Below are 22,770 nucleotides of genomic sequence, written 5' to 3' on the forward strand. Positions count from 1 at the left end.
CAGGCATTGCTGGAAGCCGACGCGCTCAAGCGAGCGCGCCGGTCAGGCCGTTCAGGTCATTCGATGCTGAACGGGAAGTACTTGTCGTTGATCTTCTTGTAGGTGCCGTCTGCCTTGATCTCTGCCAGGGCTTTGTTCAGGCGCTCGCGCAGTGGGTCGCCCTTGCGTACGGCGATACCGATTTTGTCGCTTTCTACAACTGGGTCACCCTTGAACTCGTAGGCCGAACCGTCTTTGCTCTTGAGCCATTCGTACTGCACGTACTTGTCGGCGAGAATCCCGTCCAGGCGACCAGAAGTCAGGTCGAGGTAGGCGTTTTCCTGGGTGTCGTAGAGCTTGGCTTCGGTATCCGGCAGCTTGTCTTCCAGGTAGGTACCGGCCAGCGTTGCGCGCTGGGCGCCGATGACCTTGCCCTTCAGGTAAGCGGCGTCGGTCTTGAAGTCTGCAGTGGCTTTAGGTGCGATGAACTGCAGTTTGTTGGAGTAGTACGGGTCGGTGAAGTCGACGGCTTGCTTGCGTTCATCGGTGATGGACAGCGAGGACACCAGGAAGTCGAACTTCTTGGCATTCAGGGCCGGGATGATGCCGTCCCAGTCGGACACGTACACTTCGCACTTTTCGACTTTCATCTTGGCGCACAGGGCGTCGCCGATGTCCTTGTCGAAGCCGACGACGTTGCCGCTGGCGTCTTTATTGTTGAAGGGCGGGTAGGCCGCTTCGATCCCCATTTTCAAGGTTTCTGCCATGGCCGTGGCGCTGAACGCCATCGAGACGGCCGCGGCCAGAAGGAATTTTTTATAGTTCTGCATGCATGTTGCTCCGTTAGCGGTTGCTGGACATGAATTGTTTGCAGCGCGCCGAAAGCGGGTTTTCAAACACCTGCTGTGGCGATCCTTGCTCTTCGATCAGGCCTTGGTGCAGAAACACCACTTCACTGGATACCTGACGGGCGAAGCCCATTTCATGGGTGACCAGCAGCATGGTGCGACCTTCCTCGGCCAGCGCGCGGATCACATTAAGTACTTCCTGGACCATTTCCGGGTCAAGGGCAGAAGTGGGCTCGTCAAACAGGATGACTTTAGGCTGCATCGCCAGGGTGCGCGCAATGGCGGCCCGTTGTTGCTGGCCGCCGGACAATTGCGCGGGGTAGGCGTGGCGCTTGTCGGCGATGCCGACCTTGTCCAGCAGGGCTTCGGCCACTTCTATGGCTTCGGCCTTGCTCTGGCCGAGCACACGGCGGGGCGCCTCGATGATGTTGTCGAGGATGCTCATGTGCGGCCACAGGTTAAAGTTTTGAAACACAAAACCGATTTCGCTGCGCAGGCGGTTGATCTGCTTGCCGTCGGCGGCCATCAACTCACCGTTTTTCGCGGCCTTGAGCTTGAGTTCTTCGCCGGCCACCAGGATTTGGCCCTGATGTGGGTTTTCCAGCAGGTTGATGCAACGCAGGAACGTGGACTTGCCGGAACCGGAGGAACCCAGGATCGAGATCACATCGCCGTCGCGAGCGGTCAGCGAGATACCTTTGAGTACCTCCAGCTCACCATAGCGTTTATGCAAGTTGCGGATTTCAAGCGCGGGCGTGGCCTCGGCCATGTGCGGTCCTCATTGTGTTCGTTGCGATCCTGCTGTTGGGACGCCTTCCTGGCGAGGCGCCAAGCTAGCATAGCGCCCGGACGACACCAACAGCCCCGCGGAGGGTAAACAGACGGTGTGCGGCAGGGTGTCGCATCGGCACAGCAGCGTGTCGCGCCATCAACAACCGAACAACCGTTTGATCCCGGTAAACCGCAGGCTTCGCGTAAAAAAGGGCGCGATGGTGCCAGCTTTGGCCGGGTGTTGGAAGGGTTAAACGGGCAAACGGTAGCTATCAGCCCCTTTATGGCGCGTCGCGTACTTCTTGTGTGTGTTTTTGGTGCGCTGGTTCGTCTTGAATGTGAGTCGCGCGGTAACGCTATAGCGGAATGCCATTATTATCAATGAGTTGCAATGGCCGACGAATCGTCCTACAGCCCGCGTCAATCGCGACTTCGTAACATTTTGGCGCAGATCTTGCGTAAAAAATAAAGAACGCCCTGTTGGTTTCTTTTCACGAGGAAGATCCCAGGCCGGGCGAACCGTTTTCGCAATTCCTCGCAAAGGTGTGTCAATGAGTAGTACGCAAAGCTCCAATGACCTCGAACAGGGGCTCAAACCGCGTCACGTCACCATGCTGTCGATTGCCGGCGTTATTGGTGCCGGTCTGTTTGTTGGCTCCGGCCACGCGATTGCTGCCGCCGGCCCCGCTGTCCTGTTGGCGTATGCCGCTGCGGGTACGCTGGTGGTATTGGTGATGCGTATGTTGGCCGAGATGGCCGTGGCGTCGCCGGATACCGGTTCGTTTTCCACCTATGCCGACCGTGCGATCGGTCACTGGGCCGGTTTCACCATCGGCTGGCTGTACTGGTGGTTCTGGGTGCTGGTGATTCCGTTGGAAGCCAACGCCGCTGCGACCATCCTCCACGCTTGGTTTCCGGATGTGGCCATCTGGGCCTTTACCCTGATCATCACGTTGTTGCTCACGGCGACCAACCTGTTCAGCGTGAAGAACTACGGCGAGTTCGAGTTCTGGTTTGCGCTGATCAAGGTCGTGGCGATTGTGGGCTTTGTGATCCTTGGCCTGGCCGCGATTTTCGGCTTCCTGCCGACCAGCCAGGTCAGTGGTGTTTCACACCTGTTCGACACCCAAGGCTTTATGCCGAACGGCATGGGCGCCGTATTGGCTGCGATCCTGACCACCATGTTCTCGTTCATGGGCACCGAGATCGTCACCATTGCAGCGGCTGAATCGAAGAACCCAGGGCAGCAAATCACCAAGGCCACCAATTCGGTGATCTGGCGGATTGGCTTGTTCTACCTGTTGTCGATCTTCATCGTCGTGTCCCTGGTGCCGTGGAACGATCCGAGCCTGGCGGCGGTAGGTTCCTACCAGACTGTGCTGGAACGCATGGGTATTCCGAATGCCAAGCTGATCGTCGACCTGGTGGTATTGGTTGCCGTGACCAGCTGCCTGAACTCGGCGCTGTACACCGCTTCGCGCATGCTGTTCTCCTTGGGCCGTCGCGGTGATGCACCGGCTGTGGCCAAGCGCACCAACAAGAGCGGCACGCCTTACTGGGCGGTGTTGCTGTCCACCGGTGCTGCGTTCCTGGCGGTGTTTGCCAACTATGTGGCGCCGGCGGCGGTGTTCGAATTCCTGCTGGCCAGCTCCGGCGCCATCGCATTGCTGGTGTACCTGGTGATCGCGGTGTCGCAACTGCGCATGCGTCAGAAGCGTACGGCGGCGGGCGAGAAAATCGTCTTCAAGATGTGGCTGTTCCCTGGCCTGACCTATGCGGTGATGGTGTTTATCGTGGGTACGTTGACCATCATGCTGTTCCAGGAAGCGCACCGGGTCGAGATTATCGCGACGGGGGTTTTGAGCTTGCTGGTCGTGGTCGCGGGGTTGGTTGTGGCGAGCCGTCGCAAGGCGCAGAGAGCCGGCGCTGCGGTGCTTAACTGACGAAATGCGGTAAAAAATGTGGGAGGGGCGGTGCGACGATTCGACTTGCCCCCTCCCACATTGGGTTCTGCGTCAGTCTTGCGAGTTGGTCAGCGCTTGGGACGCCGCCAGGTAATCCGCCTGGAACTCTGGCGACTCGATCCACGCCAGTGCCGCCGCTTCATCGTCACTGTCCGTGGCCCACTGCCGATACTCGATCAGCGCCGCCAGGATAAAGTCCGTGGCTTCTTCTTCGCCTTCCTGTTCCAGCACCAGCGCCAGCAGCGGGTGTGCCAGGAATGCTGCGCACAATGCCTGTTGGCTGGTCTCGCCAGCGGTGCGCATCTCCACAAACAGCTCGGTCAAGTCCACCGACTCAAGGTCAATGCGGCTGTCATCACCTGCAAACGCATCCGGCTTGGTCGCCACGGCGCGTTGAGTACGGTTTTGCTTGGCCTTGGTCTTTGCCCGCTGGGCACGTTTTTGCTGCTTGTTCGGCGAGGCCATGGGCTCAACGTCCTAAGGTTCTGGATCTGGGTGGGTATTGAAGCGCAGGTTGGGGCAAATCCCAAGGGTTGCGGGTGTGTTTCGTCATGCGCAGCCCTGTGCTCCAGTTTTATTTTTTAGTAACCGTTAACCGATTTGCCAGCACTTGTCTGAGCTTTTGCTGGGTCATTAACCTCCGACGCTCGCGCCACTCGTTGGACGGACCGTGGATCGTTTCGGCGTGCGGCTTTGGAAAAACCACACATCTGAGAGAGACGACAGCGAACCATGCACAGATTAGACTGGCAGGCATCCAATACGGAGGTCTCTATGAGCATCCCACTTTCTCCTATCGTTTCGGAGTTTGAAACAGAAGAGCAGGCCGCGAGAATGGTTGTTCATTCCAATTATTTGGTGATCTGTCGAGTGATAGAGCAAGTCGAGATACTGGCGGTGCTGCATACTCGTCAGGAATATCCCTCGGATGCTATTGGGTTGCACTAGTTGGCCTCGCGCCATTAGGCGCATAGGCTGGTGTCTCTGCAGTTTTCTTGAGTGCACCCATGAACCGCGACACCCTCGAACACCACCAGATCCCCCTCTATTTCCTCACCGTCCTCCTGGCTGCAGTCGTTGGCCTGCTCGCGCCTTTATCGGCTCACACTCTCAGCGTATGGATCACGCCCGTCATCGCGATACTGATGTACGCAATGTTCCTGCAAATCCCCTTTCTGGACCTGCGTACAGGCTTGGGCAACAAGCGCTTCCTATCGGCGTTGTTGCTGGCCAATTTCATTCTGGTGCCGGTGCTGGTGTGGGTATTGACCCGTGGCCTGGCGGAGCGCCCGGCGTTGCTGGTGGGAGCGTTGCTGGTGTTGCTGACACCGTGCATCGATTACGTGGTGGTGTTCACTCACATCGGTAAGGGTGACTCGCGATTAATGCTGGCGGCCACGCCGCTGCTGCTGTTACTGCAGTTGGCGCTGTTGCCGGTGTACCTGGGTTTGATGTTGGGCACGCAGTCGCAGTTAGTGGTGCAGGTGGGGCCGTTTATCGAGGCGTTCGTGTTGCTGATTGTGCTGCCGATGGTGCTCGCGGTGCTGACGACTGCGCTCGCGCGGCGCTCGACGGTTATCAGCGTTTGGAATGACGCATGGGCTTGGTTGCCCGTGCCTGCGATGGCGATGGTGCTGTTTGTGGTGATCGGCTCGCAAATCACCTCGGTGGTGCGTGATATAGGCCTGCTGATGCCGGTGATCCCGATTTATGTGGCCTTTGTGTTGCTGGCGCCGCTGATGGGGATGCTGGCGGCGCGGCTGTTCGCGCTACCTGCGGTCACGGCGCGGGCGGTGACGTTCAGCGCCTCCACGCGCAATTCGTTGGTGGTTTTGCCGCTGGCCCTGGCCCTGCCCGAAGACGTGCGCGGGTTGGCCGCCACGGCGGTGATCCTGCAGACCTTGGTCGAGTTGGTGGCCGAGTTGATCTATGTGCGCCTTATTCCTCGGCTGGTGTGGCCCGCAGGTCGGTAACCGGGTGAATGTTCAGGTCTGTTCAGGCGCTATTCAGGGGTGTGCTCGGCAACATAAGTCGGCGCTCCCCACCTGACAGGTCTACCGATGGATCACCGCAACCGTTTTCGCCTGGAATCCCTGGGCATTTTCCTGTTTGCCCTAGTGCTGTTCACCTTTGGAATCTGGGATCAGCAGCCCCAGGGATTTGACGGGCGCTGGGCGCTATTCCTGCAGGAAATGTTTCGCCATGGCGCGAGCCTTTTCCCTACCACCTACGGCCAGCCCTACGCGGACTACCCTGGCACCGCGACCTTCTTCAGCTTTGTGTTTGCCCGGTTATTCGGTGCGCCCAATCACTTGGCGAATGTACTGCCCACCGCAATGGCGTCCGCCGGGGTGGTTGCGCTGCTGTATCGCTTGCTGGTCCCTGCGAGTCGACAGTGGGCACTGCTCGCCGTTTTGTTGACCTTGCTCACCACTCAACTGCTGGAGAAGTCCCGTTCAGTGTGCCTGGACCAGATGGTCGCGCTGCTCTGCGTGGGCAGCTTCTACCTGCTGCACAGCGGCGAGCGCGTGGGTTCGCGACTGAGGCGGTTGGCGGTGTTTCCGTTGTTCGTCCTCGGCTTTGCCGTGCGTGGGCCATTGGGCTTGATTGAGGTCTGCGGCGTGGTCTGTGTGTATTGGGCGCTTGGCAAACCTGGGGCGCGGGTCAGGCAAGTGCTGGTTCACGGCCTGGTTGGTCTGGCGTTGTTGGCGGCCTGTTGGTGGCTGCTGATAAAGCTGGCGCGCATCAGTGGGGGTGATGCATTTGCCGATGAGGTGTTCAAGATGCAAGTGGGCGGGCGCCTGGATGAAAGTGGCGAGCCGTTCTATTTCTATCTTCAATTGAGTTTGTATCGCTACTTCCCTGTGGTGCCGCTGGCGCTGGCCACGTTGGTTGCGTTGCGTCATCGCTGGCACGAACGGTTTGATGGGCACGTGCAATTGGTTGTGCGGCTTGGTGCCTGCGGGTTGATGATTCTGCTCGGGTTGTCGCTGCCGCACTTCAAGCGCGCCTATTACATCTTGCCGATGGTGCCGATGTTTGCCGCTGTCGCTGCCTATGGGCTCCTTCAGGCGCAAGGGTGGCTTACGGGCGTGCGCCGATGCTACGAAGGGCTTGTCGCAGCGCTACCGGCGTTGTGTGTGGTTGTAGTCTTTGTCTGCCGGCATGGGTGGCAGAAGCACGGTTACTGGCCAGACGTTTCGCTGCCGTTACTGGTCGGCGTGCTGGTGGTGCTGCAAGTCGCTGCGTTGATTGCTTGGCGGCGTTTGGGGCGGCTGGTGTCGCTCAGCTTGATTGCACTGGCGGCGCAGTGGTTACTGCTGGTGGCTGTGGTGGAGCCGGCCAAGGACTTGCAGTTCGATACCCGGCAGTTTGTCAGCCAGGTTGAAGCGCTGCGTGCAACGCAGCCGGGCCCTCTGGTGTTTATCGACCTCGGCCGGGATACCTGGGCGGTGCGCTACATGATGAACCTGGATCACGACGAGCAGCCGGTGTTCATCGGCGGTCATGAGCTTGGGCAACTAGCCGATGTACCTCGGCCAGCCTGGGTGGTCGTGGCGCGCAAGGAGACCGCGTTGCTGGCGGGGACGCCGTTGGAGCACCAGGGCCCGGATTTTGAAGGTCGGTTAAACGACAATCCATTGATGGTGTTTTTGTTGAGGTGAGTCAGCCAGTCAGCAAAAAGCCTGCGTTCAGCAGGCTTTTTGTCGAATACGGTTTACGCGGTTTCCAGCTGAGGGATCTGCATGCCGATCTTGGCCGAGGCAAAGTTCATGTCGCCGCTGGCGATGGACTGAGCCTTGAAGCCTTGGCCGATCAGATCCTTGATGTAGAGCTTGTTGTAGATGAACGCGAAGACGATGTTGCTGACGCCCATGGTGATCATCGCAATGACGAACTGGATCAAGCCATATTTCACGTCGCCGCGAAACAGTGCCGGGAAGCAACCGAAAAAGAAGGTTGTCCACGAAAAGCCGACTGGAGCTTCCTTCATCGCGCCCGTATTCGGGTTTTTGAAAATGATCGATGTGTATGCCATTTATTTCTCCATGTGCCCGTATGAGTAAGCGATACGCCGGGCTGCGCGTCGCCGGATGATGTGTCCTTGTTCCGCTGCTCTTGCGCGCACGCTCTCACCGTTTGGGCATGACCCAAGATGGTGTCGAAGCGGGGGTGTGGAGTTGCAGCGTTTTGGGCGAGGAGCGCGGGGATACTGGATCCGCCGTCGTTGCCTGTTCCGATGCTACGTGGCAATGGCTGACGGGTTACAGGAGGGATGCATCCGCATACTGTTAATCGCCTACCTTGGCACATTTTGAATCATATCATAGCGCTACTAGTGCGCGGGGTAACGGGACAGGGCATTGGGGGTTAAATCCCAGGCAACAAAAAACCCGCACTTGGCGGGTTTCTTGTGTGTTTCAGATGACGTTTGCACCACCTGAAACTAATTAGTGGTGCCCAGAGACGGAATCGAACCGCCGACACGGGGATTTTCAATCCCCTGCTCTACCGACTGAGCTATCTGGGCAACGGGGCGCATTAAACGGGTTTTTCAGGGGGTCGTCAAGCAAGTTTTCAAAAAATATTTAATTATTACCGTCGCTTACGAGTCGACCCCGGTTTTTGATCAATTATTGAGCAGGTGGAACGTAGCCGTCGGCCTTGGCGTATTCCTCGCCGGAAAAGAACTTGTCCATCTCGCCCGCCAGGTATTTGCGGTCTTCGGCGTTCATCATGTTCAGGCGTTTCTCGTTGATCAGCAGGGTCTGGTGTTTGAGCCAGTCGCCCCAGGCTTTGGCGGAGACGTGGTCGTAGATGTCCTGGCCCTTGGCGCCTGGGTACGGAGGGCGTTCCAGGGCTGGCAGTTCTTCTTTGTACTTGCGGCACATTACGGTGCGGGTCATGACGACACTCCTGCGTTCAATACTTCAGCCGCGCGCTTCAGCAGTTTCTTCACCGGGGCGGCAAGGCCCAGGCGCGGCGGGGTGGCGAGGTTATACCAGAGCCAGTCGGCCTCGGCCACGTGATGGGCGGATTCCTCGACCTGGACCAGCCAGGGTTCGATGGCCAGCTGGAAGTGGCTGAAGGTATGGATCAATCCTGGCAGCTCCTGGTGCTTGCCCAGTTCGAGCGCATGCTGGATGGCCAAGTGATCGAGGTCTTCCAGGTTGTCCAGCTCCGGCAGGCTCCACAGGCCGCCCCACAAGCCGGTGGAGGGGCGACGGTAAAGCAGGATCGCGCCCTCGGCGTTGGCCAGCATCGGCATCAGCGTGCGCTTCTGCGGGATGGTCTTGCGCGGCTTGGGGATCGGGTAGCGTGTCTCCAGGCCGAGCATGTGGGCTTCGCAGCCTTTTTCCAACGGGCACAGCAGGCAGCTGGGTTTACTGCGCGTGCACAGGGTGGCACCCATGTCCATCATCGCCTGGGTGTAGGCATTGACGCGATCATGGGGCGTGAAGCGTTCTGCGGTGGCCCACAGCTGCTTGGCTACCTTGGGTTCGCCTGGGTAACCCTCTTGTGCGGTAAAGCGCGCCAGTACGCGCTTGACGTTGCCGTCGAGGATCGGCGCGCGAAGGCCCATGCTCAGGCTGGCGATGGCGCCGGCGGTGGACAGGCCGATGCCGGGCAGTTCGGTGAGCTTTTCGACATCCCTGGGAAACTCGCCACCGTATTCGGCCACGACGATCTTCGCGGTCTTTTGCAGGTTGCGCGCCCGGGTGTAGTAGCCAAGGCCGGTCCACAGGTGCAGCACTTCGTCCTCCGGCGCAGCGGCCAGGGCTTCGACCGTTGGCAAAGACGCCATGAACCGGTCGAAGTAATTGAGCACGGTGCTCACCTGAGTCTGTTGCAGCATGATCTCCGAGACCCACACCCGGTAAGGCGTGATGCCCTGCTGCCAGGGCAGGTCATGGCGACCGTGGCGGTCGTACCAGTCGAGCACCGCCTGTGAAAACTGCTCGTTTCTCATCGCTTGAACAGGCCCTTCAATGCATCTTTCAATTGCGGGTTTACCTTGTCGAGCTTCTCTTCCAGCTTCTCGCTGAGCTTGTTACCCGCCGCCTTGATCGCGACCTGGCTCAAGCCGTCCTTGTCCAGGCGGCAGGCCTTGGCGCCCAGTTCCAGCGGGCCACGGCAGCGCAGCGGCACTTCGATGTTGCGGAAGTTGGAGCCCACTTCGCAGGCCGGGTCCGGCACTTCGCGCTGGTCGCCTTCGACGATGATGCCGACGCGGTAGTCCATGCCCAGTACGCGCAGGTCGATATCACCGTTGCCGTTGATCGCCAGGCCGGGGATGCGCACTTTCAGGTCGGGGTTATTGGCCACGCCGTTACGGAAGCTCAGGTTGCCCTTCAACTCCTGGAAAGGCGTGTCTTTGCCGCGCTGTTCGCCGCTCAGGGTTTTGCGATTGAGCATGGCGATACCAGTGCACAGTTGCTGTTCAAGGTTGGCATTGAGCAGCACACCGTTGTTGATCACAAAGCTGGCGGTACCGTTGAGGCTGTCGATCAGCGCCTTTTGGCTATTGCCACGGCCGCTGAGGTTGCTGTCGAGAGTGACCTGGCCTTTTACGGGCGGCGTTTGCCCCTGGGCTTGCAGGATGCGTTCGACCGGGACCTGCTTGATCCGGCTTTGCAGTGCCAGCACTGGAATGTCCTGGCGCACATCGAGCGTGCCGTTGGCCTGGAAGCTGCCGTTGTAGAGGCCACCGCTCAGGGTGTCGAGCTTGAGTTGGCCGTCGATGCCGGACGCTTTGAGCACGGCATCCTGGATCGGCAATTTGCTCAGGATCAGTTGGCCGAACGCAAGGTCGGCATTCACGTCCAGCTTGCGCAGATGGGCCAGGGGCAGCAGTTTGTCAGTGCTCCAGGCGCCTTTTGTCGGTGCATCCGGCAGCGGTGTGGTCCCGCCGGCCGCCATGGCGCCGGCTTCGCTGTTCTGTACTTCAGCCTGGCGGGCGGCGGTCGCGCCCTTGGCGGATTCGGACTTGGCCGGCAGATAGTTGTCGGCGTTGAAGGTATCGCCCTTGAGTTGCACGCGCAGCGACTGCTTGGCGAAATCATCCACGGCGACGCGGCCGGTGAAGGTGCTGCCGTCGAGCTTCAGGTTCAGGTCTTCCAGGGCCAGGCTGGTCGGCGTGCCCTGGAGGCGGCTGACCAGTTCGACCTTGCTCAGGCTGCCTTCGGCCATGGGTGGCAGGGGGTTGCCGACGCTGTCGAGGAACTTGGCCAGGTCGAACTGGGCGATGGACAGGGCGCCACTGAGCTGCGGGGTTTTGTCCAGATCATTGACCTTCAGCTCACCCAGTGCGCGCAATTGGTTGGCCGAGAGTTTCAGGTTGGTCCATTCGGCGATGTTAGCCGCCTGGTCCACCAGCAACTGGCCCTGGGTGGAAAAGGTCACGGTCTTGCCTTGCAGCGGTTCGCCGGTGGCTTCGCCGCTGATGCGCATGTCTTCAAACTGGTAGCGCTTGAGGGCGCGCTGGATGCGCAGATTGCCGTTGAGCTCGGTCTTGACGCGCATCACCGGCTGGTTGCTGCCGAAGAATGCGGTGAGCTTCACCGGAATGCTGGCGCCTTCGTGCACGGCGCCGGCGCTCAACTGGATGCTTTCGGCACTGAATTGCTTGCCGGTCTGCTCATCGTTGTATTCAACGCGGGCGTTGTTGATTGTCAGGCTGTCGATGTCCAGGCGGATCGGCTGTGCAGGCTTCTCCGGCTTGGCTTCGGGTGCCGGCTCTGCTGGAGCTGGCGCAGTGCTGGCGGTGGCATCGGGCACATTCTTGCCGATGTCTTCCCAGTTGCCATGGCCCTGCTTGTCGCGGTTGAGGCGCAGGTTGAGGCCTTCGACACGTACATCGCTCATCTGCACTTCGCGGCGCAGCAGCGGCAGTACGCGCACCGACAGGCCGAGCATCTGCAGGTCGGCGAAGGGCTGGGTTGGCGCGGTCAGGGTCGCCACGCTGGCTTCGTGCAGTTCAAGGCCGAGCCAGGGGAACAGGCTCCAGCCGATATCGCCATTGAGCGTCAGCTCGATGTGGGCCTTGTCGCGGGCAATCTGGCGAATCTCTTCTTTGTAGTCGTTGGGATCGAAAAGATGGGTCAGGGCAAAGCCCAGAGCCACGATGATCAGCAACAGCCCGAGAAGTACCAGACCCAGGATTTTGCCGAACGCTTTCATGGGCGAGTCCTTGTATGTCGATTTCAAAATTTAGCCGAAGAGTATAACGCCCGATGGCCGGCGTCAGGTCACCGATCGTTACATTGTATCTACGGGCGCGGAGGGCGGGATTCTGGCGTCAATAAAAGAGAATTTCCTGAAAAAGTGATATCAGTTTGGTTTTTCTCGCGTCCGCAGGTGCTAATCTCTGCGCGTTCGTCCGCCTTCTGCGACGTATCGTCGCGCCAAAATGGAGCTTCACTCAACAAAAACGGCCACGCTCTGCGTGCTAGGCCGAGGGGGAGAGCGCCTGACGGACGCATACCAATAACTGGGGGAAACACCAATGAGCACTAGCACTGTGGCCGGTTCTGCCGCCGCACAGCCGGCGTTCCTGTCCAAGGAACGCATCATCGCCAAGCCCGGGTTCAACCGCTGGCTGGTTCCACCGGCCGCCCTGGCCATCCACCTCTGCATCGGCATGGCCTACGGTTTTTCGGTGTTCTGGCTGCCGCTGTCCAAGGCGCTGGGTATCACCAAGCCGGTTGCCTGCGCGCCGGACATGAGCTTTATCGCCCAAGTCTTCTCGTCCCAGTGTGACTGGCCTATCTCCATGCTGGGCTGGATCTACACTCTGTTCTTCATCTTCCTGGGCTGCTCGGCAGCGATCTGGGGCGGCTGGCTGGAACATGCCGGGCCACGCAAGGCCGGCGTTGTATCGGCGCTGTGCTGGTGCGGTGGCCTGTTGATCTCGGCGTTGGGCATCTATACCCACCAGATCTGGTTGATGTGGATCGGCTCCGGCGTGATTGGCGGTATCGGCCTGGGCCTGGGCTATATCTCGCCCGTGTCGACCCTGATCAAGTGGTTCCCGGACAAGCGTGGCATGGCCACCGGCATGGCGATCATGGGTTTCGGTGGCGGCGCGATGGTCGGTGCACCGTTGGCCGCAGCGCTGATGGGGCACTTCGCTTCGCCGACCAGCGTGGGCGTATGGCAGAGCTTCCTGGTGATGGCGGCGATCTACTTCGTGTTCATGATCGGCGGCGCACTGTCCTACCGCGTGCCACCAACCGGCTGGAAGCCTGAGGGCTGGACCGCGCCGGCGAAAAAAGCCAGCAATGCGATGATCACCCACCGTCACGTGCACGTGAACGTGGCCTGGAAAACCCCGCAATTCCGCCTGGTATGGCTGGTGTTGTGCCTGAACGTATCGGCCGGTATCGGCATCCTCGGCATGGCTTCGCCGCTGCTGCAGGAAGTGTTTGGCGGCAAGTTGCTGGGTGTGGACGTGCCCTTCGGTCAACTGGACGCCGGGCAGCTGGCGTCGATCGCGGCAATCGCGGCGGGTTTCACCGGTCTGCTGAGCCTGTTCAACATCGGTGGCCGGTTCTTCTGGGCGTCGTTCTCCGACTACCTGGGCCGTAAAAACACCTACTTCGTGTTCTTCGCCCTGGGCTTTGCCCTGTACGCGCTGATCCCGAACCTGGGTCACCTGGGCAACGTGGCGCTGTTCGTAGCGGCGTTCTGCGTCATCCTGTCGATGTACGGCGGCGGTTTTGCGACCGTCCCGGCTTACCTGGCCGATCTGTTCGGCACCCAGATGGTCGGCGCGATCCACGGTCGCCTTTTGACCGCCTGGGCTGCGGCGGGCGTATTGGGCCCGGTGTTGGTGAACTACTTGCGTGAGTATCAACTGAGCATCGGCGTTGAACGTGCTGCGGCCTATGACATCACCTTGTACATCCTCGCCGGCTTGCTGGTGCTGGGCTTTATCTGCAACCTGCTGGTGCGTCCAGTGGCCGACAAGTACTTCATGACCGACGCGGAACTTGCCGCCGAACAGGCGCTGGGCCATGACAAAGGTGCTGATGCCAGCACATCCCTGGAGTGGAAAGCAGCTCCCGGCACGGTGCCAATGGCGATAGCCGCCTGGCTGGTGGTGGGTATTCCGCTGGCGTGGGGTGTGTGGGTGACCCTGCAGAAGACGGCTGTACTGTTCCACTAACACTGCAAAACCCTTGTGGGAGGGGGCTTGCCCCCGATAGCGGTGGATCAGTCACTGCATTACTGACTGAGACTCCGTCATCGGGGGCAAGCCCCCTCCCACATGTATACACATGTCTATCCCCCGACATTCCTCGCTCAACTCGTCAGTCTTATCCCCTCCGATGTTTCTGTTTAGCGCCCGCGCCCCTATAATGGCTGCCTTTTTCGCCCAATGATTTTGCGGAGCTGGTGATGGCCGAACGTAAGGCGTCCGTCGAGCGCGACACTCTGGAAACCCAGATCAAAGCCTCGATCAACCTGGATGGCACCGGAAAGGCCCGATTTGATATCGGTGTACCTTTTCTTGAGCACATGCTGGACCAGATCGCCCGTCACGGGCTGATCGACCTGGATATCGTCAGCAAGGGCGACCTGCATATCGACGACCACCACACGGTGGAAGACGTAGGCATCACCCTCGGCCAGGCATTTGCCAAGGCCATCGGCGACAAAAAAGGCATCCGTCGCTACGGCCATGCCTATGTCCCGCTGGACGAAGCGCTGTCGCGCGTAGTCATCGACTTCTCTGGCCGCCCAGGCCTGCAGATGCACGTGCCCTACACCCGCGCCACCGTGGGCGGCTTCGACGTCGACCTGTTCCAGGAATTCTTCCAGGGCTTCGTCAACCATGCACTGGTCAGCCTGCACATCGACAACCTGCGCGGCACCAACACCCACCACCAGATCGAAACCGTGTTCAAGGCCTTCGGCCGTGCGCTGCGCATGGCTGTAGAGCTGGACGACCGCATGGCCGGGCAAATGCCCTCGACCAAGGGCGTTCTGTAATGCAGACGGTCGCGGTTATCGATTACGGCATGGGTAACCTGCACTCGGTGGCCAAGGCCCTCGAACACGTGGGCGCCGGCAAGGTGCTGATCACCAGCGACGCCAACGTGATTCGCGAAGCCGACCGCGTGGTGTTCCCCGGCGTTGGTGCGATTCGCGATTGCATGGCCGAGATCCGTCGCCTGGGCTTTGACAGCCTGGTGCGCGAAGTCAGCCAGGATCGTCCGTTTCTCGGGATCTGCGTGGGCATGCAAGCCTTGCTCGACAGCAGTGAAGAGAACGACGGCGTCGACTGCATCGGTCTGTTTCCCGGCCAGGTGAAGTTCTTCGGCAAGGACCTGCATGAAGACGGCGAACACCTGAAAGTCCCGCACATGGGCTGGAACGAAGTCCGCCAGACGGTGGATCACCCGCTGTGGCACGAAGTGCCCGACATGGCGCGTTTCTACTTTGTGCACAGCTACTACATTGCCGCCGGTAAACCGGGCCAGGTAGTGGGTGGCGGACACTACGGCGTGGATTTTGCCGCAGCGCTGGCCGAAGGGTCGCGTTTTGCCGTGCAGTTCCACCCTGAGAAGAGCCATACCCATGGCCTGCAATTGCTGCAGAACTTCGCCGCCTGGGACGGGCGCTGGTAAATGGCCAGGAAGCCGAAGCCGCCGATCTTGAATCTCACGCCCGAGCAGGAGAGTGAGGCTACCCTCAAGATCAAGCGCTTCATGGAGGATCGCTTCGAGCTCAAGCTGGGCTCGTTCGAGGTCGCCGAGATTCTTGAGCTGTTTACCACCGAAGTGGCTCCGCACTATTACAACAGGGCGATTTTCGACACGCAGACGCTCCTTAAAGAAAGGTTCGAAAGCATCGAAAGCGACCTGTGGTCGCTTGAGAAACCCTGATTTCCCAAGCATTGCTGAATATCGAATAAGGTTTGCCAGATGCTGATTATCCCCGCTATCGATCTCAAGGACGGCGCTTGCGTCCGTCTGCGCCAAGGCCGCATGGAAGACTCCACAGTGTTCTCCGATGACCCGGTGAGCATGGCTGCCAAATGGGTGGAAGGGGGCTGCCGTCGTCTGCATCTGGTGGACTTGAACGGCGCCTTCGAAGGCCAGCCGGTCAATGGCGAAGTGGTTACCGCCATCGCCAAGCGCTACCCGAACCTGCCGATCCAGATCGGTGGCGGTATCCGCTCCCTGGAAACCATCGAGCACTACGTCAAGGCAGGCGTGAGCTACGTGATCATCGGCACCAAGGCTGTGAAAGATCCGGCCTTCGTTGCTGAAGCCTGCCGCGCGTTCCCAGGCAAAGTCATCGTGGGCCTGGACGCCAAGGATGGTTTCGTCGCCACCGACGGCTGGGCTGAAATCAGCACCATCCAAGTGATCGACCTGGCCAAGCAGTTCGAAGCCGACGGCGTGTCCGCCATCGTTTATACCGACATCGCCAAAGACGGCATGATGCAGGGCTGCAACGTACCGTTCACCGCCGCGCTGGCTGCGGCCACCAGGATTCCGGTGATCGCTTCCGGCGGTATTCACAACCTGGGCGACATCAAGTCGCTGCTCGACGCGAAGGCGCCGGGAATCATCGGTGCCATCACCGGCCGTGCGATCTACGAAGGTACCCTGGACGTCGCCGAAGCCCAGGCTTACTGCGATGCCTACAACGGCTGAGGACTGACCATGGCGCTGGCCAAACGCATCATCCCTTGCCTGGACGTCGACAATGGTCGCGTGGTCAAGGGCGTCAAGTTCGAGAACATCCGTGACGCCGGCGACCCGGTGGAAATCGCCCGTCGCTACGACGAGCAGGGTGCCGACGAGATTACCTTTCTCGACATCACTGCCAGCGTCGATGGCCGCGACACCACGCTGCATACCGTTGAGCGCATGGCCAGCCAGGTGTTCATCCCGCTGACCGTGGGCGGTGGCGTGCGCACCGTGCAAGACATCCGCAACCTGCTCAACGCCGGTGCGGACAAGGTCTCGATCAACACCGCCGCCGTGTTCAACCCCGAGTTCGTCGGCGAAGCCGCGCAGCACTTTGGCTCGCAATGCATCGTCGTCGCCATCGACGCCAAGAAAGTTTCCGGGCCGGGCGAAACCCCGCGCTGGGAGATCTTCACCCACGGCGGTCGCAAGCCCACCGGGCTGGACGCGGTGGAGTGGGCGATGAAGATGGAAGGCCTGGGCGCAGGGGAAATCCTGCTGACCAGCATGGACCAGGACGGCATGAAAAACGGCTTCGACCTGGGCGTAACCCGTGCTATCAGCGATGCGCTGGGCATTCCGGTAATCGCTTCCGGCGGTGTCGGCAACCTGCAGCACCTGGCCGACGGCGTGATCGAAGGCCATGCCAGCGCAGTGCTGGCGGCGAGCATTTTTCACTTTGGCGAATACACCGTGCCTGAGGCCAAGGCCTACATGGCGGCACGCGGTATCGTCGTTCGCTAAACGTTGCTGGACAGCATGGCAGGCGCGCGGCACTCTCTGCGCTTGCCATGGATTCCGGTAACTTTCATGTTCAAACACCTGCTGCTCGCCCTCGCCACTACCTGCGTGTTAATGGTCGGTAACGCCCAAGCCAACGAACCGTCTGACGCCTCCCTGGTGTTACTGACGGAAAACTTCCCGCCGTACAACATGGCGAAAAATGGCAAGAACTTCGCCAAGGAAGAGAATATCGAAGGCATCGCCGTGGACATTGTGCGCGAAACCTTCAAGCGTGCCGGCATTTCCTACAACCTCACCCTGCGTTTTCCCTGGGAGCGAATCTACAAACTCGCCCTGGAGAAACCCGGCTATGGCGTCTTCGTGATGGCGCGCCTGCCGGATCGTGAGGCGCTGTTCAAGTGGGTCGGCCCCATCGGCCCGGATGATTGGGTGCTGCTGGCCAAGGCCGACAGCAAGATCCAGCTGGATGACCTGGAACACGCGCGCCGCTACAAGATCGGCGCCTACAAGGGTGATGCCATCGCTGAGACTCTGGAGAAACAGGGGCTCAACCCGGTGGTGGTGTTACGCGACCAGGACAACGCGCAAAAGCTGCTGGATGGGCAGATCGACCTGTGGGCCACGGGTGATCCTGCCGGGCGTTACCTGGCGCGTCAGGTCGGCGTGACCGGGCTCAAGACGGTGTTACGGTTCAACAGTGCCCAGCTCTATCTGGCATTGAACAAGGACGTACCGGACGAACTTGTGACCAAGCTGCAGGCGGCGTTGGATCAGTTGCGTCAGGACGGTGTCGTCGATCAGATCATGGCGCGCTACCTCTAGTGCTTGTTGTTGGCTCAGGTAATGCGTTGCAGGTGACCTGGCATTCTCTGGTGGGCGGGTATTCACTCCAATAGACGCTGTCGCCGTCGGTGTAGCTGACATCGGTTGCTACCTGTGTGCCGTTTTCACGTAGCAGCCGGTAGTCACTCTGGATCAGGTAGACCGCCACTGCCTTGTTGGCCGGCACAGCCGCAGCAATTTCAAACGCAGTCGAGGTGACCCAGCCGCTGGATGAGGTTTCGGTGTGGGTAAGGCCTTTGCTTAACTTGGCTGAAAACTTGATCGACGTGCCCCAAAGATTGAACTGCCACTCACCGCCAACTTCGATGGATGTTGTTTCGGTAAGTGTCTTGGATTTTCCACCATTCTCTCCACGGGTAGCAGTCCATTTGAAGGTCTGGTTGATTGACGTCTTGTTGTGTCCGAAGCCGACCAGCACATAGCGATCCGTTCGTTCCAGGCGATAGGTGGGTGACGTGAACAACTGTTCGGCCGGGCGCAGGTTGGGGTCCTTCACCGTAAACCACGGGATCTCACAGGTATGGGTGATGTGCGCCGCTTCGAACGGCGAGGGCTGCCGGTAATCGGGTAGCGCCGGCGCTGGTGGAGCGGAGCTGACGGTCTGCCGGATTTGCATGCGCAGAGAGTAGGCGGCGACATGGGTTGACGGTTTGGTGTAGCTGTCGGCGCCGACAAAGGTACCTGCCGAAAAGTACGCCTCCCCGGAGGCGGCGCCAGGCGGTGAAATGCTCCAGGCGCTGAAATCCTTCTGGGCTCCGCTGCCCCTATCGTTCCAGATCAGGTCGCTGATGTAGGAGGCGATGACCAAGTCTGCTCGTACGCAACGAATGGCGTTGCGCGATGGTTTGTCGTGGCCGGTGCCGCACACCAGCCCCAGCGCCACATAGCCTTCGGGTGGAATCGGTCGCCAGATGGCACCATCGGTATGAGCGCGGGAGCCGGAATCATTCCAGACCAATTCATACTCCACGGGCGCGCTCAGAGCCTTTTCCAGGCGAGGCGCCCCGGGGATTAGTGGCGCTTCACTGGCCACTGCGACGATGCGTTTTCGGTTGATGTTGTCGTAGTTGCCAACCGCCAAGTCCCCGAGGGGGTAGAAACCATTCAAAAAGTCCGACGACGCTACGGGTCGCCAGAAGCTGACAGGCTTTGTGCTGCCGGCGCCTTTATCGTTCCAGAGTGGCGTGAATTCGCTGGTGAAGTTGATCAGCAGGTTTGAGTAGCAGATAGAGTCCATGGCGTGTCGCGTCCTGAAAGTGTAGGCCGTAAAGGTCTACTATTCAGGAGCGACTACGTCCTATGTGGTACTTACTTGCGCACCGGTTGGTAGGTACCGTTTTTTCCGTGTCCGCTCATGGCCTGATTACTGCGCACACTGATCATCAACTTGATATCAATCCACTCCACGCCTTGGGCCTTGAGCTTGGGCAATTCGCGCTCCAGCACCGCCAGGGTCTGTGGGTAAGGGTGCCCGATCATCACCGCCGAACCCTGCTTGTGCGCCAGCTTGATTGCGGTTTGCAGTTGCGTGGTGATCGCTGCCTCGGTGCGTTCGTCATCAAGGAACACATCCCGCGAAACATGCGCCAGCCCGATCTTCTGCGCCTCGGCGGCGGCCACGGTCTGCGCGCTGGTGCGGCTGTCGACGAAGAACTTGTTGCGCCGTTGCAGCTCCGCCATCAGCCAGGCCATGGCGGCCGGTTGCGCGGTCATGCGGCTGCCCATGTGGTTGTTGATGCCGGCGGTGTAGGGCACGGCGTTGAATGCGGCGTCCAGACGCTTGCCGAGTTCTTCGATGGGCAGCTCAGGGTGCCAGGCGAACGGGCCGGTGGCTGGGTCCATGGGCATGTGCAGGATTACGATTTTGCCGGCCTTGTGCGCTTCACGGGCGAATTCGGCGGAGTGGGGTGTGTCGGGCATGATCGCCGTGGTGACCGGGCCCGGCAGGGCCAGCACGCGCCGATCCCGGGGCAGGTTTTGCCCGAGGTCGTCGATGATTAGGGTCAGGTAGGCTTTGTGGGATTCGCTGGCAGGGGCCGCTTGGGCGACCCCTGCCAGGCTGCACAGCACAGCGATGATCAGGGCAAAACGCATATCAACGGCTGCGCGTAATGCTCAGGCCTTTGAGCAGGCTCAGCGCCTGGGCCAGCTGGTAATCGTCGTCCTGCGGCATCGGCTTGGCTTTCTTGCTGCTGCCGGTCGGCTGGTCGGCGCCGCCGTTGCCATTGCCCAGGTGACCTTGCAGGTCGGCCTCTTTGTAGTACTCGCTGTCGATCTCGTTAGTGATCTTGGCCTTGCGCACTTCGATGTCCGGCACGATGCCCTGGGCCTGGATCGAACGGCCATTCGGCGTGTAGTACAGCGCGGTGGTGATCTTCAGTGCGCGGTCATTGTTCAACGGAAGTACAGTCTGCACCGAGCCTTTGCCGAAGCTGGTAGTGCCCATCAGCACGCCGCGTTTCTGGTCTTGCAGGGCGCCGGCGACGATTTCCGAGGCCGAGGCGCTGCCGCCGTTGATCAGCACGGCCAATGGCACGTTCTCGCTGAGGTCGTTGCCGGTGGCCGAGAAACGCAGCTCGGAATTGGCGATACGGCCCTTGGTGTAGACGATCAGGCCTTTGGTGATGAAGTGGTCGACCACTTCCACAGCCGACTGCAGCACGCCGCCTGGGTTGTTGCGCAGGTCGAGGACGATGCCGTTGAGTTTTTTGCCATTGTCCTTGCGCAGCTTGGCCAGGGCCTTGGCTACTTCGTCGCCGGTCTTGACTTGGAATTGGGTGATGCGGATGTAACCGTAGCCCGACTCCAGCAACTGGCTCTTCACGCTCTTGACCACGATGGTCGCGCGGGTGAGTGTCACGTCGAACGGGTTGCCGCCGTCGCGTACCAGGGTCAGGGTGATTTTCTGGCCGATCTTGCCGCGCATCTTGTCGACGGCTTCCGTCATGGTCTGGCCACGTGTCGGCTGGCCGTTGATCTTGACGATAAAGTCGCCAGCCTGGATACCGGCCTTGGACGCCGGGGTGTCGTCGATGGGGGATACCACTTTGACGTTGCCGTCCTCGGCGCCGACTTCAATGCCCAGGCCGCCGAATTCACCGCTGGTGCTTTCCTGCAGCTCGGCGAAATCTTCAGGGCCCAGGTAGGCGGAGTGCGGGTCGAGGTTGCTGAGCATGCCCTTGATGGCATTCTCCAGCAGGGTCTTGTCGTCTACGGGTTCGACATAGGCTGCCTTGATCCGGTCCATGACCTCCGCGAAGGTACGCAGCTCGTCCAGCGGCAACGGTGCCTTGGTGGTCGCGGCAGAGCTGGCGGCCGTGGCGGCAGGTGCTGCCGGAGCGGCCTGGTCGGCGAAAGCCAGAGGCGCGCCGATCACCAGGGCGATCGTCAGGGCCAGCGAAGTGAGGCGGGACAAATGCAGCATGTCGAACGAACTCCTAATGTAGATGCGGCCCTATCCTTGGGAACGGCACCATTGTGCGGGATCGCTCGGGCGACCCTGCTGACGAATAGCGAAGTACAGCGCCGGGGTGTCCTGGCCACCACTGTTACCGACAGTGGAGATGGATTCACCGGCTTTTACAACATCACCTGCCGACTTGAGTAAAGTCTGATTGTGGCCGTAAAGGCTCAAATAGCCATTACCGTGGTCGAGAATCACCAACAAACCGGCGCCCCGCAGCCAATCGGCAAACACCACGCGCCCACCGTGGACAGCGTGGACCTGGCTGCCGGCGGAGGCGCTGATCATCACGCCATCCCACTTGGCGCGGGTGTCATCACCACGGGTTTCACCGAAGCGTGCCAGTAATCGACCATCAACTGGCCATGGAAGTTTGCCCCGCGCTGAAGCAAAAGGGCCGCCGAAGGATTCGCCGGCGCTGGAAACCAGCGGGCCAGGCGCTGCATGCGCCGGTTTACGGGGTGCCGGAGCGTCCGTGGTGGCTGCCAGTTCGGCCTCACGCTGGCGCTTTTTTTCGGCTTCCTGCTGGGCGATCAGCGCTTTTTGCCGCGCCTCTTCAGCCTCGCGTGCCTGGCGTGCCAGGGTTTCCTCGATGGTCTTGAGGACTTTGCCCAGGTCGGCCTGGTCCTGCTCGCGGGCCTGTAGCTTGGCGTCACGGGCCTTCACGTCGTCGTTGAGCTTGGCCAGTGCCAACTGACGCTCCTTGCGGACCTTGTCGAGTTCGTCGCGCTGAGTGTCCAGGGCGAGTTTCTGATCCTGCAACTGCGATTGCTGGTTGGCAATTTCCTGTTCCACGTTGACCAACTGGCGCAGCGTCTCGTTGAAGCTTTTAAGTTGCTCCAGGCGGGCCTTGCTCAAGTAGTCGTAGTAGGTCAGGGTGCGCGCGAATTTCTCGGGGTTCTGCTGGTTGAGCAGCAGCTTGAGGTATTCCTGGCGGCCGCTCTGGTAGGCGGCGCGGGCCTGGATCGCGATCAGGCGTTGCTGTTCAACGCGTGCGCTCTGGAGTTTTTTTTTCTCAGCGTCGAGTCGCTCCAGTTCCGACTCGCTCTTCTTTAGTTCTTTTTGCAGCTCCTGGACCTGCTTCTCCAGCTTGCCCATTTCGGTTTCAGTACCGCGCAGGTCTTTCTGCACCCCGGATTTTTCTTCCTGGAGCTTGCCGAGCAGTTTTTTCAGCTCGGTAATGTCCTGACGCGTAGCGTCCAACTGTTGTTGGGTTTGTGCACGCTCGTCGGCAAACGCCGGTTGGAGCAGGCAGACAAGAGCAAGGGTAATCAAGGCGCGAAGCATAGAGGCGGGCGACACCAGGGAAAGGGACGGCCTAGTATGCCCGCCAAGCGCAGCAAAAAAAACGCCCAATTCGGGCTGGCGGGCAAGTTAGGCGCCGAGTGGCGGTGGTATGGCAAAAAGACATCTACCAAACCCAGAGGATCAAAATGTGGGAGGGGGCTTGCCCC

Annotated in this window: 22 protein-coding genes and 1 tRNA gene; 11 read left to right on the top strand and 12 right to left on the bottom strand. The window is 60.1% G+C overall.

The genetic code is table 11. The annotated features are described in order from the left end of the window. Nucleotides 1-56: 56 nt before the first annotated feature. Nucleotides 57-809: an ABC transporter substrate-binding protein gene (locus NDJ82_RS26650; protein ID WP_003187758.1), complete on the bottom strand. Its 753-nt coding sequence runs from the start codon at nucleotides 807-809 to the stop codon at nucleotides 57-59. Nucleotides 810-822: 13 nt separating this feature from the next. Continuing rightward, nucleotides 823-1,596 carry an ABC transporter ATP-binding protein gene (locus tag NDJ82_RS26655; protein WP_065925764.1) on the bottom strand — a complete coding sequence of 258 codons (774 nt, stop codon included), beginning with the start codon at nucleotides 1,594-1,596 and terminating at the stop codon, nucleotides 823-825. A gap of 553 nt (nucleotides 1,597-2,149) precedes the next feature. Here NDJ82_RS26655 and gabP point away from each other — a divergent pair. Continuing rightward, nucleotides 2,150-3,541 (top strand): GABA permease, encoded by a 1,392-nt coding sequence (gene gabP, locus NDJ82_RS26660; protein ID WP_250926621.1) that lies wholly within the window; start codon nucleotides 2,150-2,152, stop codon nucleotides 3,539-3,541. A gap of 72 nt (nucleotides 3,542-3,613) precedes the next feature. On the opposite strand, the gene NDJ82_RS26665 is transcribed toward gabP, so the two are convergent. After that, the gene (locus NDJ82_RS26665) at nucleotides 3,614-4,027 is read right to left on the bottom strand and encodes a hypothetical protein (RefSeq protein WP_099583879.1); all 414 of its coding nucleotides are present in this window, start codon (nucleotides 4,025-4,027) and stop codon (nucleotides 3,614-3,616) included. 309 nt (nucleotides 4,028-4,336) lie between these two features. Between NDJ82_RS26665 and NDJ82_RS26670 the strand changes: the two genes are divergently transcribed. From NDJ82_RS26670 to NDJ82_RS26680, 3 genes are all read left to right on the top strand, one after another. After that, nucleotides 4,337-4,510, top strand: coding sequence for a type II toxin-antitoxin system RelE/ParE family toxin (locus tag NDJ82_RS26670; protein ID WP_250926622.1), 174 nt, complete (start codon nucleotides 4,337-4,339; stop codon nucleotides 4,508-4,510). A 59-nt stretch (nucleotides 4,511-4,569) separates the two neighbouring features. Next, nucleotides 4,570-5,535 carry an arsenic resistance protein gene (locus NDJ82_RS26675; RefSeq protein WP_250926623.1) on the top strand — a complete coding sequence of 322 codons (966 nt, stop codon included), beginning with the start codon at nucleotides 4,570-4,572 and terminating at the stop codon, nucleotides 5,533-5,535. An 87-nt stretch (nucleotides 5,536-5,622) separates the two neighbouring features. After that, on the top strand, nucleotides 5,623-7,227 hold the full coding sequence (locus NDJ82_RS26680; RefSeq protein ID WP_250926624.1) for an ArnT family glycosyltransferase: 1,605 nt from the start codon (nucleotides 5,623-5,625) through the stop codon (nucleotides 7,225-7,227). A gap of 53 nt (nucleotides 7,228-7,280) precedes the next feature. On the opposite strand, the gene NDJ82_RS26685 is transcribed toward NDJ82_RS26680, so the two are convergent. The 5 genes from NDJ82_RS26685 to NDJ82_RS26705 all read right to left on the bottom strand — a co-directional run bounded on the left by NDJ82_RS26685 (nucleotide 7,281) and on the right by NDJ82_RS26705 (nucleotide 11,743). Then, nucleotides 7,281-7,601, bottom strand: coding sequence for a hypothetical protein (locus tag NDJ82_RS26685; protein WP_099583874.1), 321 nt, complete (start codon nucleotides 7,599-7,601; stop codon nucleotides 7,281-7,283). Between the two features lie 416 nt (nucleotides 7,602-8,017). After that, nucleotides 8,018-8,093: transfer RNA gene (locus tag NDJ82_RS26690), tRNA-Phe, on the bottom strand. Between the two features lie 103 nt (nucleotides 8,094-8,196). Beyond that, nucleotides 8,197-8,469, bottom strand: a complete 273-nt coding sequence (locus NDJ82_RS26695) for an oxidative damage protection protein (protein ID WP_057010599.1) — start codon at nucleotides 8,467-8,469, stop codon at nucleotides 8,197-8,199. Then, entirely contained in the window at nucleotides 8,466-9,533 is a 1,068-nt protein-coding gene (gene mutY / locus NDJ82_RS26700) for an A/G-specific adenine glycosylase (RefSeq protein WP_099583872.1), read from the bottom strand. The genes NDJ82_RS26695 and mutY overlap by 4 nt, the downstream gene beginning before the upstream one ends. Continuing rightward, nucleotides 9,530-11,743: an AsmA family protein gene (locus NDJ82_RS26705; RefSeq protein WP_250926625.1), complete on the bottom strand. Its 2,214-nt coding sequence runs from the start codon at nucleotides 11,741-11,743 to the stop codon at nucleotides 9,530-9,532. The genes mutY and NDJ82_RS26705 overlap by 4 nt, the downstream gene beginning before the upstream one ends. A gap of 325 nt (nucleotides 11,744-12,068) precedes the next feature. Here NDJ82_RS26705 and NDJ82_RS26710 point away from each other — a divergent pair, with 325 nt between their 5' ends. From NDJ82_RS26710 to NDJ82_RS26740, 7 genes are all read left to right on the top strand, one after another. Next, complete coding sequence (locus NDJ82_RS26710; RefSeq protein WP_158879025.1) at nucleotides 12,069-13,730, top strand: OFA family MFS transporter; 1,662 nt, start codon at nucleotides 12,069-12,071, stop codon at nucleotides 13,728-13,730. Nucleotides 13,731-13,963: 233 nt separating this feature from the next. After that, nucleotides 13,964-14,557, top strand: coding sequence for an imidazoleglycerol-phosphate dehydratase HisB (gene hisB / locus NDJ82_RS26715; RefSeq protein ID WP_003218037.1), 594 nt, complete (start codon nucleotides 13,964-13,966; stop codon nucleotides 14,555-14,557). Then, nucleotides 14,557-15,195 (top strand): imidazole glycerol phosphate synthase subunit HisH, encoded by a 639-nt coding sequence (gene hisH / locus NDJ82_RS26720; protein WP_065910792.1) that lies wholly within the window; start codon nucleotides 14,557-14,559, stop codon nucleotides 15,193-15,195. Before hisB ends, hisH begins: the two co-directional genes overlap by 1 nt. Then, a complete protein-coding gene (locus NDJ82_RS26725) occupies nucleotides 15,196-15,453 on the top strand; it encodes a DUF2164 domain-containing protein (protein ID WP_028615366.1) in 258 nt (85 codons plus the stop codon). Between the two features lie 39 nt (nucleotides 15,454-15,492). Then, the gene (gene hisA / locus NDJ82_RS26730; protein ID WP_048723388.1) at nucleotides 15,493-16,230 is read left to right on the top strand and encodes a 1-(5-phosphoribosyl)-5-[(5-phosphoribosylamino)methylideneamino]imidazole-4-carboxamide isomerase; all 738 of its coding nucleotides are present in this window, start codon (nucleotides 15,493-15,495) and stop codon (nucleotides 16,228-16,230) included. A 9-nt stretch (nucleotides 16,231-16,239) separates the two neighbouring features. Then, complete coding sequence (gene hisF, locus NDJ82_RS26735) at nucleotides 16,240-17,010, top strand: imidazole glycerol phosphate synthase subunit HisF (RefSeq protein ID WP_003171107.1); 771 nt, start codon at nucleotides 16,240-16,242, stop codon at nucleotides 17,008-17,010. Nucleotides 17,011-17,076: 66 nt separating this feature from the next. Beyond that, nucleotides 17,077-17,832, top strand: coding sequence for a substrate-binding periplasmic protein (locus tag NDJ82_RS26740; RefSeq protein ID WP_099583868.1), 756 nt, complete (start codon nucleotides 17,077-17,079; stop codon nucleotides 17,830-17,832). Here the strand turns inward: NDJ82_RS26740 and NDJ82_RS26745 are convergent. From NDJ82_RS26745 to NDJ82_RS26760, 4 genes are all read right to left on the bottom strand, one after another. Further along, entirely contained in the window at nucleotides 17,813-19,090 is a 1,278-nt protein-coding gene (locus NDJ82_RS26745) for a Vps62-related protein (protein ID WP_250926626.1), read from the bottom strand. The two genes, NDJ82_RS26740 and NDJ82_RS26745, sit on opposite strands and share 20 nt — an antisense overlap. Before the next feature lie 71 nt (nucleotides 19,091-19,161). Continuing rightward, on the bottom strand, nucleotides 19,162-19,947 hold the full coding sequence (locus NDJ82_RS26750; RefSeq protein WP_250926627.1) for a divergent polysaccharide deacetylase family protein: 786 nt from the start codon (nucleotides 19,945-19,947) through the stop codon (nucleotides 19,162-19,164). 1 nt (nucleotide 19,948) lies between these two features. Continuing rightward, nucleotides 19,949-21,277, bottom strand: coding sequence for a S41 family peptidase (locus NDJ82_RS26755; RefSeq protein WP_099583866.1), 1,329 nt, complete (start codon nucleotides 21,275-21,277; stop codon nucleotides 19,949-19,951). Nucleotides 21,278-21,307: 30 nt separating this feature from the next. Beyond that, the gene (locus tag NDJ82_RS26760; protein ID WP_099583865.1) at nucleotides 21,308-22,603 is read right to left on the bottom strand and encodes a murein hydrolase activator EnvC family protein; all 1,296 of its coding nucleotides are present in this window, start codon (nucleotides 22,601-22,603) and stop codon (nucleotides 21,308-21,310) included. Nucleotides 22,604-22,770: the final 167 nt, after the last annotated feature.

The organism is Pseudomonas sp. SR18, from assembly GCF_023701505.1.
GTDB lineage: Bacteria > Pseudomonadota > Gammaproteobacteria > Pseudomonadales > Pseudomonadaceae > Aquipseudomonas > Aquipseudomonas cyclaminis.

Bases quoted from the DNA above. Each gene is read 5' to 3' on its own strand.
- hisA (WP_048723388.1), top strand. From the start codon at position 15,493: ATGCTGATTATCCCCGCTATCGATCTCAAGGACGGCGCTTGCGTCCGT.
- NDJ82_RS26670 (WP_250926622.1), top strand. From the start codon at position 4,337: ATGAGCATCCCACTTTCTCCTATCGTTTCGGAGTTTGAAACAGAAGAG.
- NDJ82_RS26740 (WP_099583868.1), top strand. From the start codon at position 17,077: ATGTTCAAACACCTGCTGCTCGCCCTCGCCACTACCTGCGTGTTAATG.
- NDJ82_RS26750 (WP_250926627.1), bottom strand. From the start codon at position 19,947: ATGCGTTTTGCCCTGATCATCGCTGTGCTGTGCAGCCTGGCAGGGGTC.
- NDJ82_RS26655 (WP_065925764.1), bottom strand. From the start codon at position 1,596: ATGGCCGAGGCCACGCCCGCGCTTGAAATCCGCAACTTGCATAAACGC.
- NDJ82_RS26675 (WP_250926623.1), top strand. From the start codon at position 4,570: ATGAACCGCGACACCCTCGAACACCACCAGATCCCCCTCTATTTCCTC.
- NDJ82_RS26695 (WP_057010599.1), bottom strand. From the start codon at position 8,469: ATGACCCGCACCGTAATGTGCCGCAAGTACAAAGAAGAACTGCCAGCC.
- hisF (WP_003171107.1), top strand. From the start codon at position 16,240: ATGGCGCTGGCCAAACGCATCATCCCTTGCCTGGACGTCGACAATGGT.
- NDJ82_RS26755 (WP_099583866.1), bottom strand. From the start codon at position 21,277: ATGCTGCATTTGTCCCGCCTCACTTCGCTGGCCCTGACGATCGCCCTG.
- NDJ82_RS26665 (WP_099583879.1), bottom strand. From the start codon at position 4,027: ATGGCCTCGCCGAACAAGCAGCAAAAACGTGCCCAGCGGGCAAAGACC.
- NDJ82_RS26650 (WP_003187758.1), bottom strand. From the start codon at position 809: ATGCAGAACTATAAAAAATTCCTTCTGGCCGCGGCCGTCTCGATGGCG.
- NDJ82_RS26685 (WP_099583874.1), bottom strand. From the start codon at position 7,601: ATGGCATACACATCGATCATTTTCAAAAACCCGAATACGGGCGCGATG.
- mutY (WP_099583872.1), bottom strand. From the start codon at position 9,533: ATGAGAAACGAGCAGTTTTCACAGGCGGTGCTCGACTGGTACGACCGC.
- NDJ82_RS26745 (WP_250926626.1), bottom strand. From the start codon at position 19,090: ATGGACTCTATCTGCTACTCAAACCTGCTGATCAACTTCACCAGCGAA.
- gabP (WP_250926621.1), top strand. From the start codon at position 2,150: ATGAGTAGTACGCAAAGCTCCAATGACCTCGAACAGGGGCTCAAACCG.
- NDJ82_RS26760 (WP_099583865.1), bottom strand. From the start codon at position 22,603: ATGCTTCGCGCCTTGATTACCCTTGCTCTTGTCTGCCTGCTCCAACCG.
- NDJ82_RS26725 (WP_028615366.1), top strand. From the start codon at position 15,196: ATGGCCAGGAAGCCGAAGCCGCCGATCTTGAATCTCACGCCCGAGCAG.
- NDJ82_RS26710 (WP_158879025.1), top strand. From the start codon at position 12,069: ATGAGCACTAGCACTGTGGCCGGTTCTGCCGCCGCACAGCCGGCGTTC.
- NDJ82_RS26705 (WP_250926625.1), bottom strand. From the start codon at position 11,743: ATGAAAGCGTTCGGCAAAATCCTGGGTCTGGTACTTCTCGGGCTGTTG.
- NDJ82_RS26680 (WP_250926624.1), top strand. From the start codon at position 5,623: ATGGATCACCGCAACCGTTTTCGCCTGGAATCCCTGGGCATTTTCCTG.
- hisH (WP_065910792.1), top strand. From the start codon at position 14,557: ATGCAGACGGTCGCGGTTATCGATTACGGCATGGGTAACCTGCACTCG.
- hisB (WP_003218037.1), top strand. From the start codon at position 13,964: ATGGCCGAACGTAAGGCGTCCGTCGAGCGCGACACTCTGGAAACCCAG.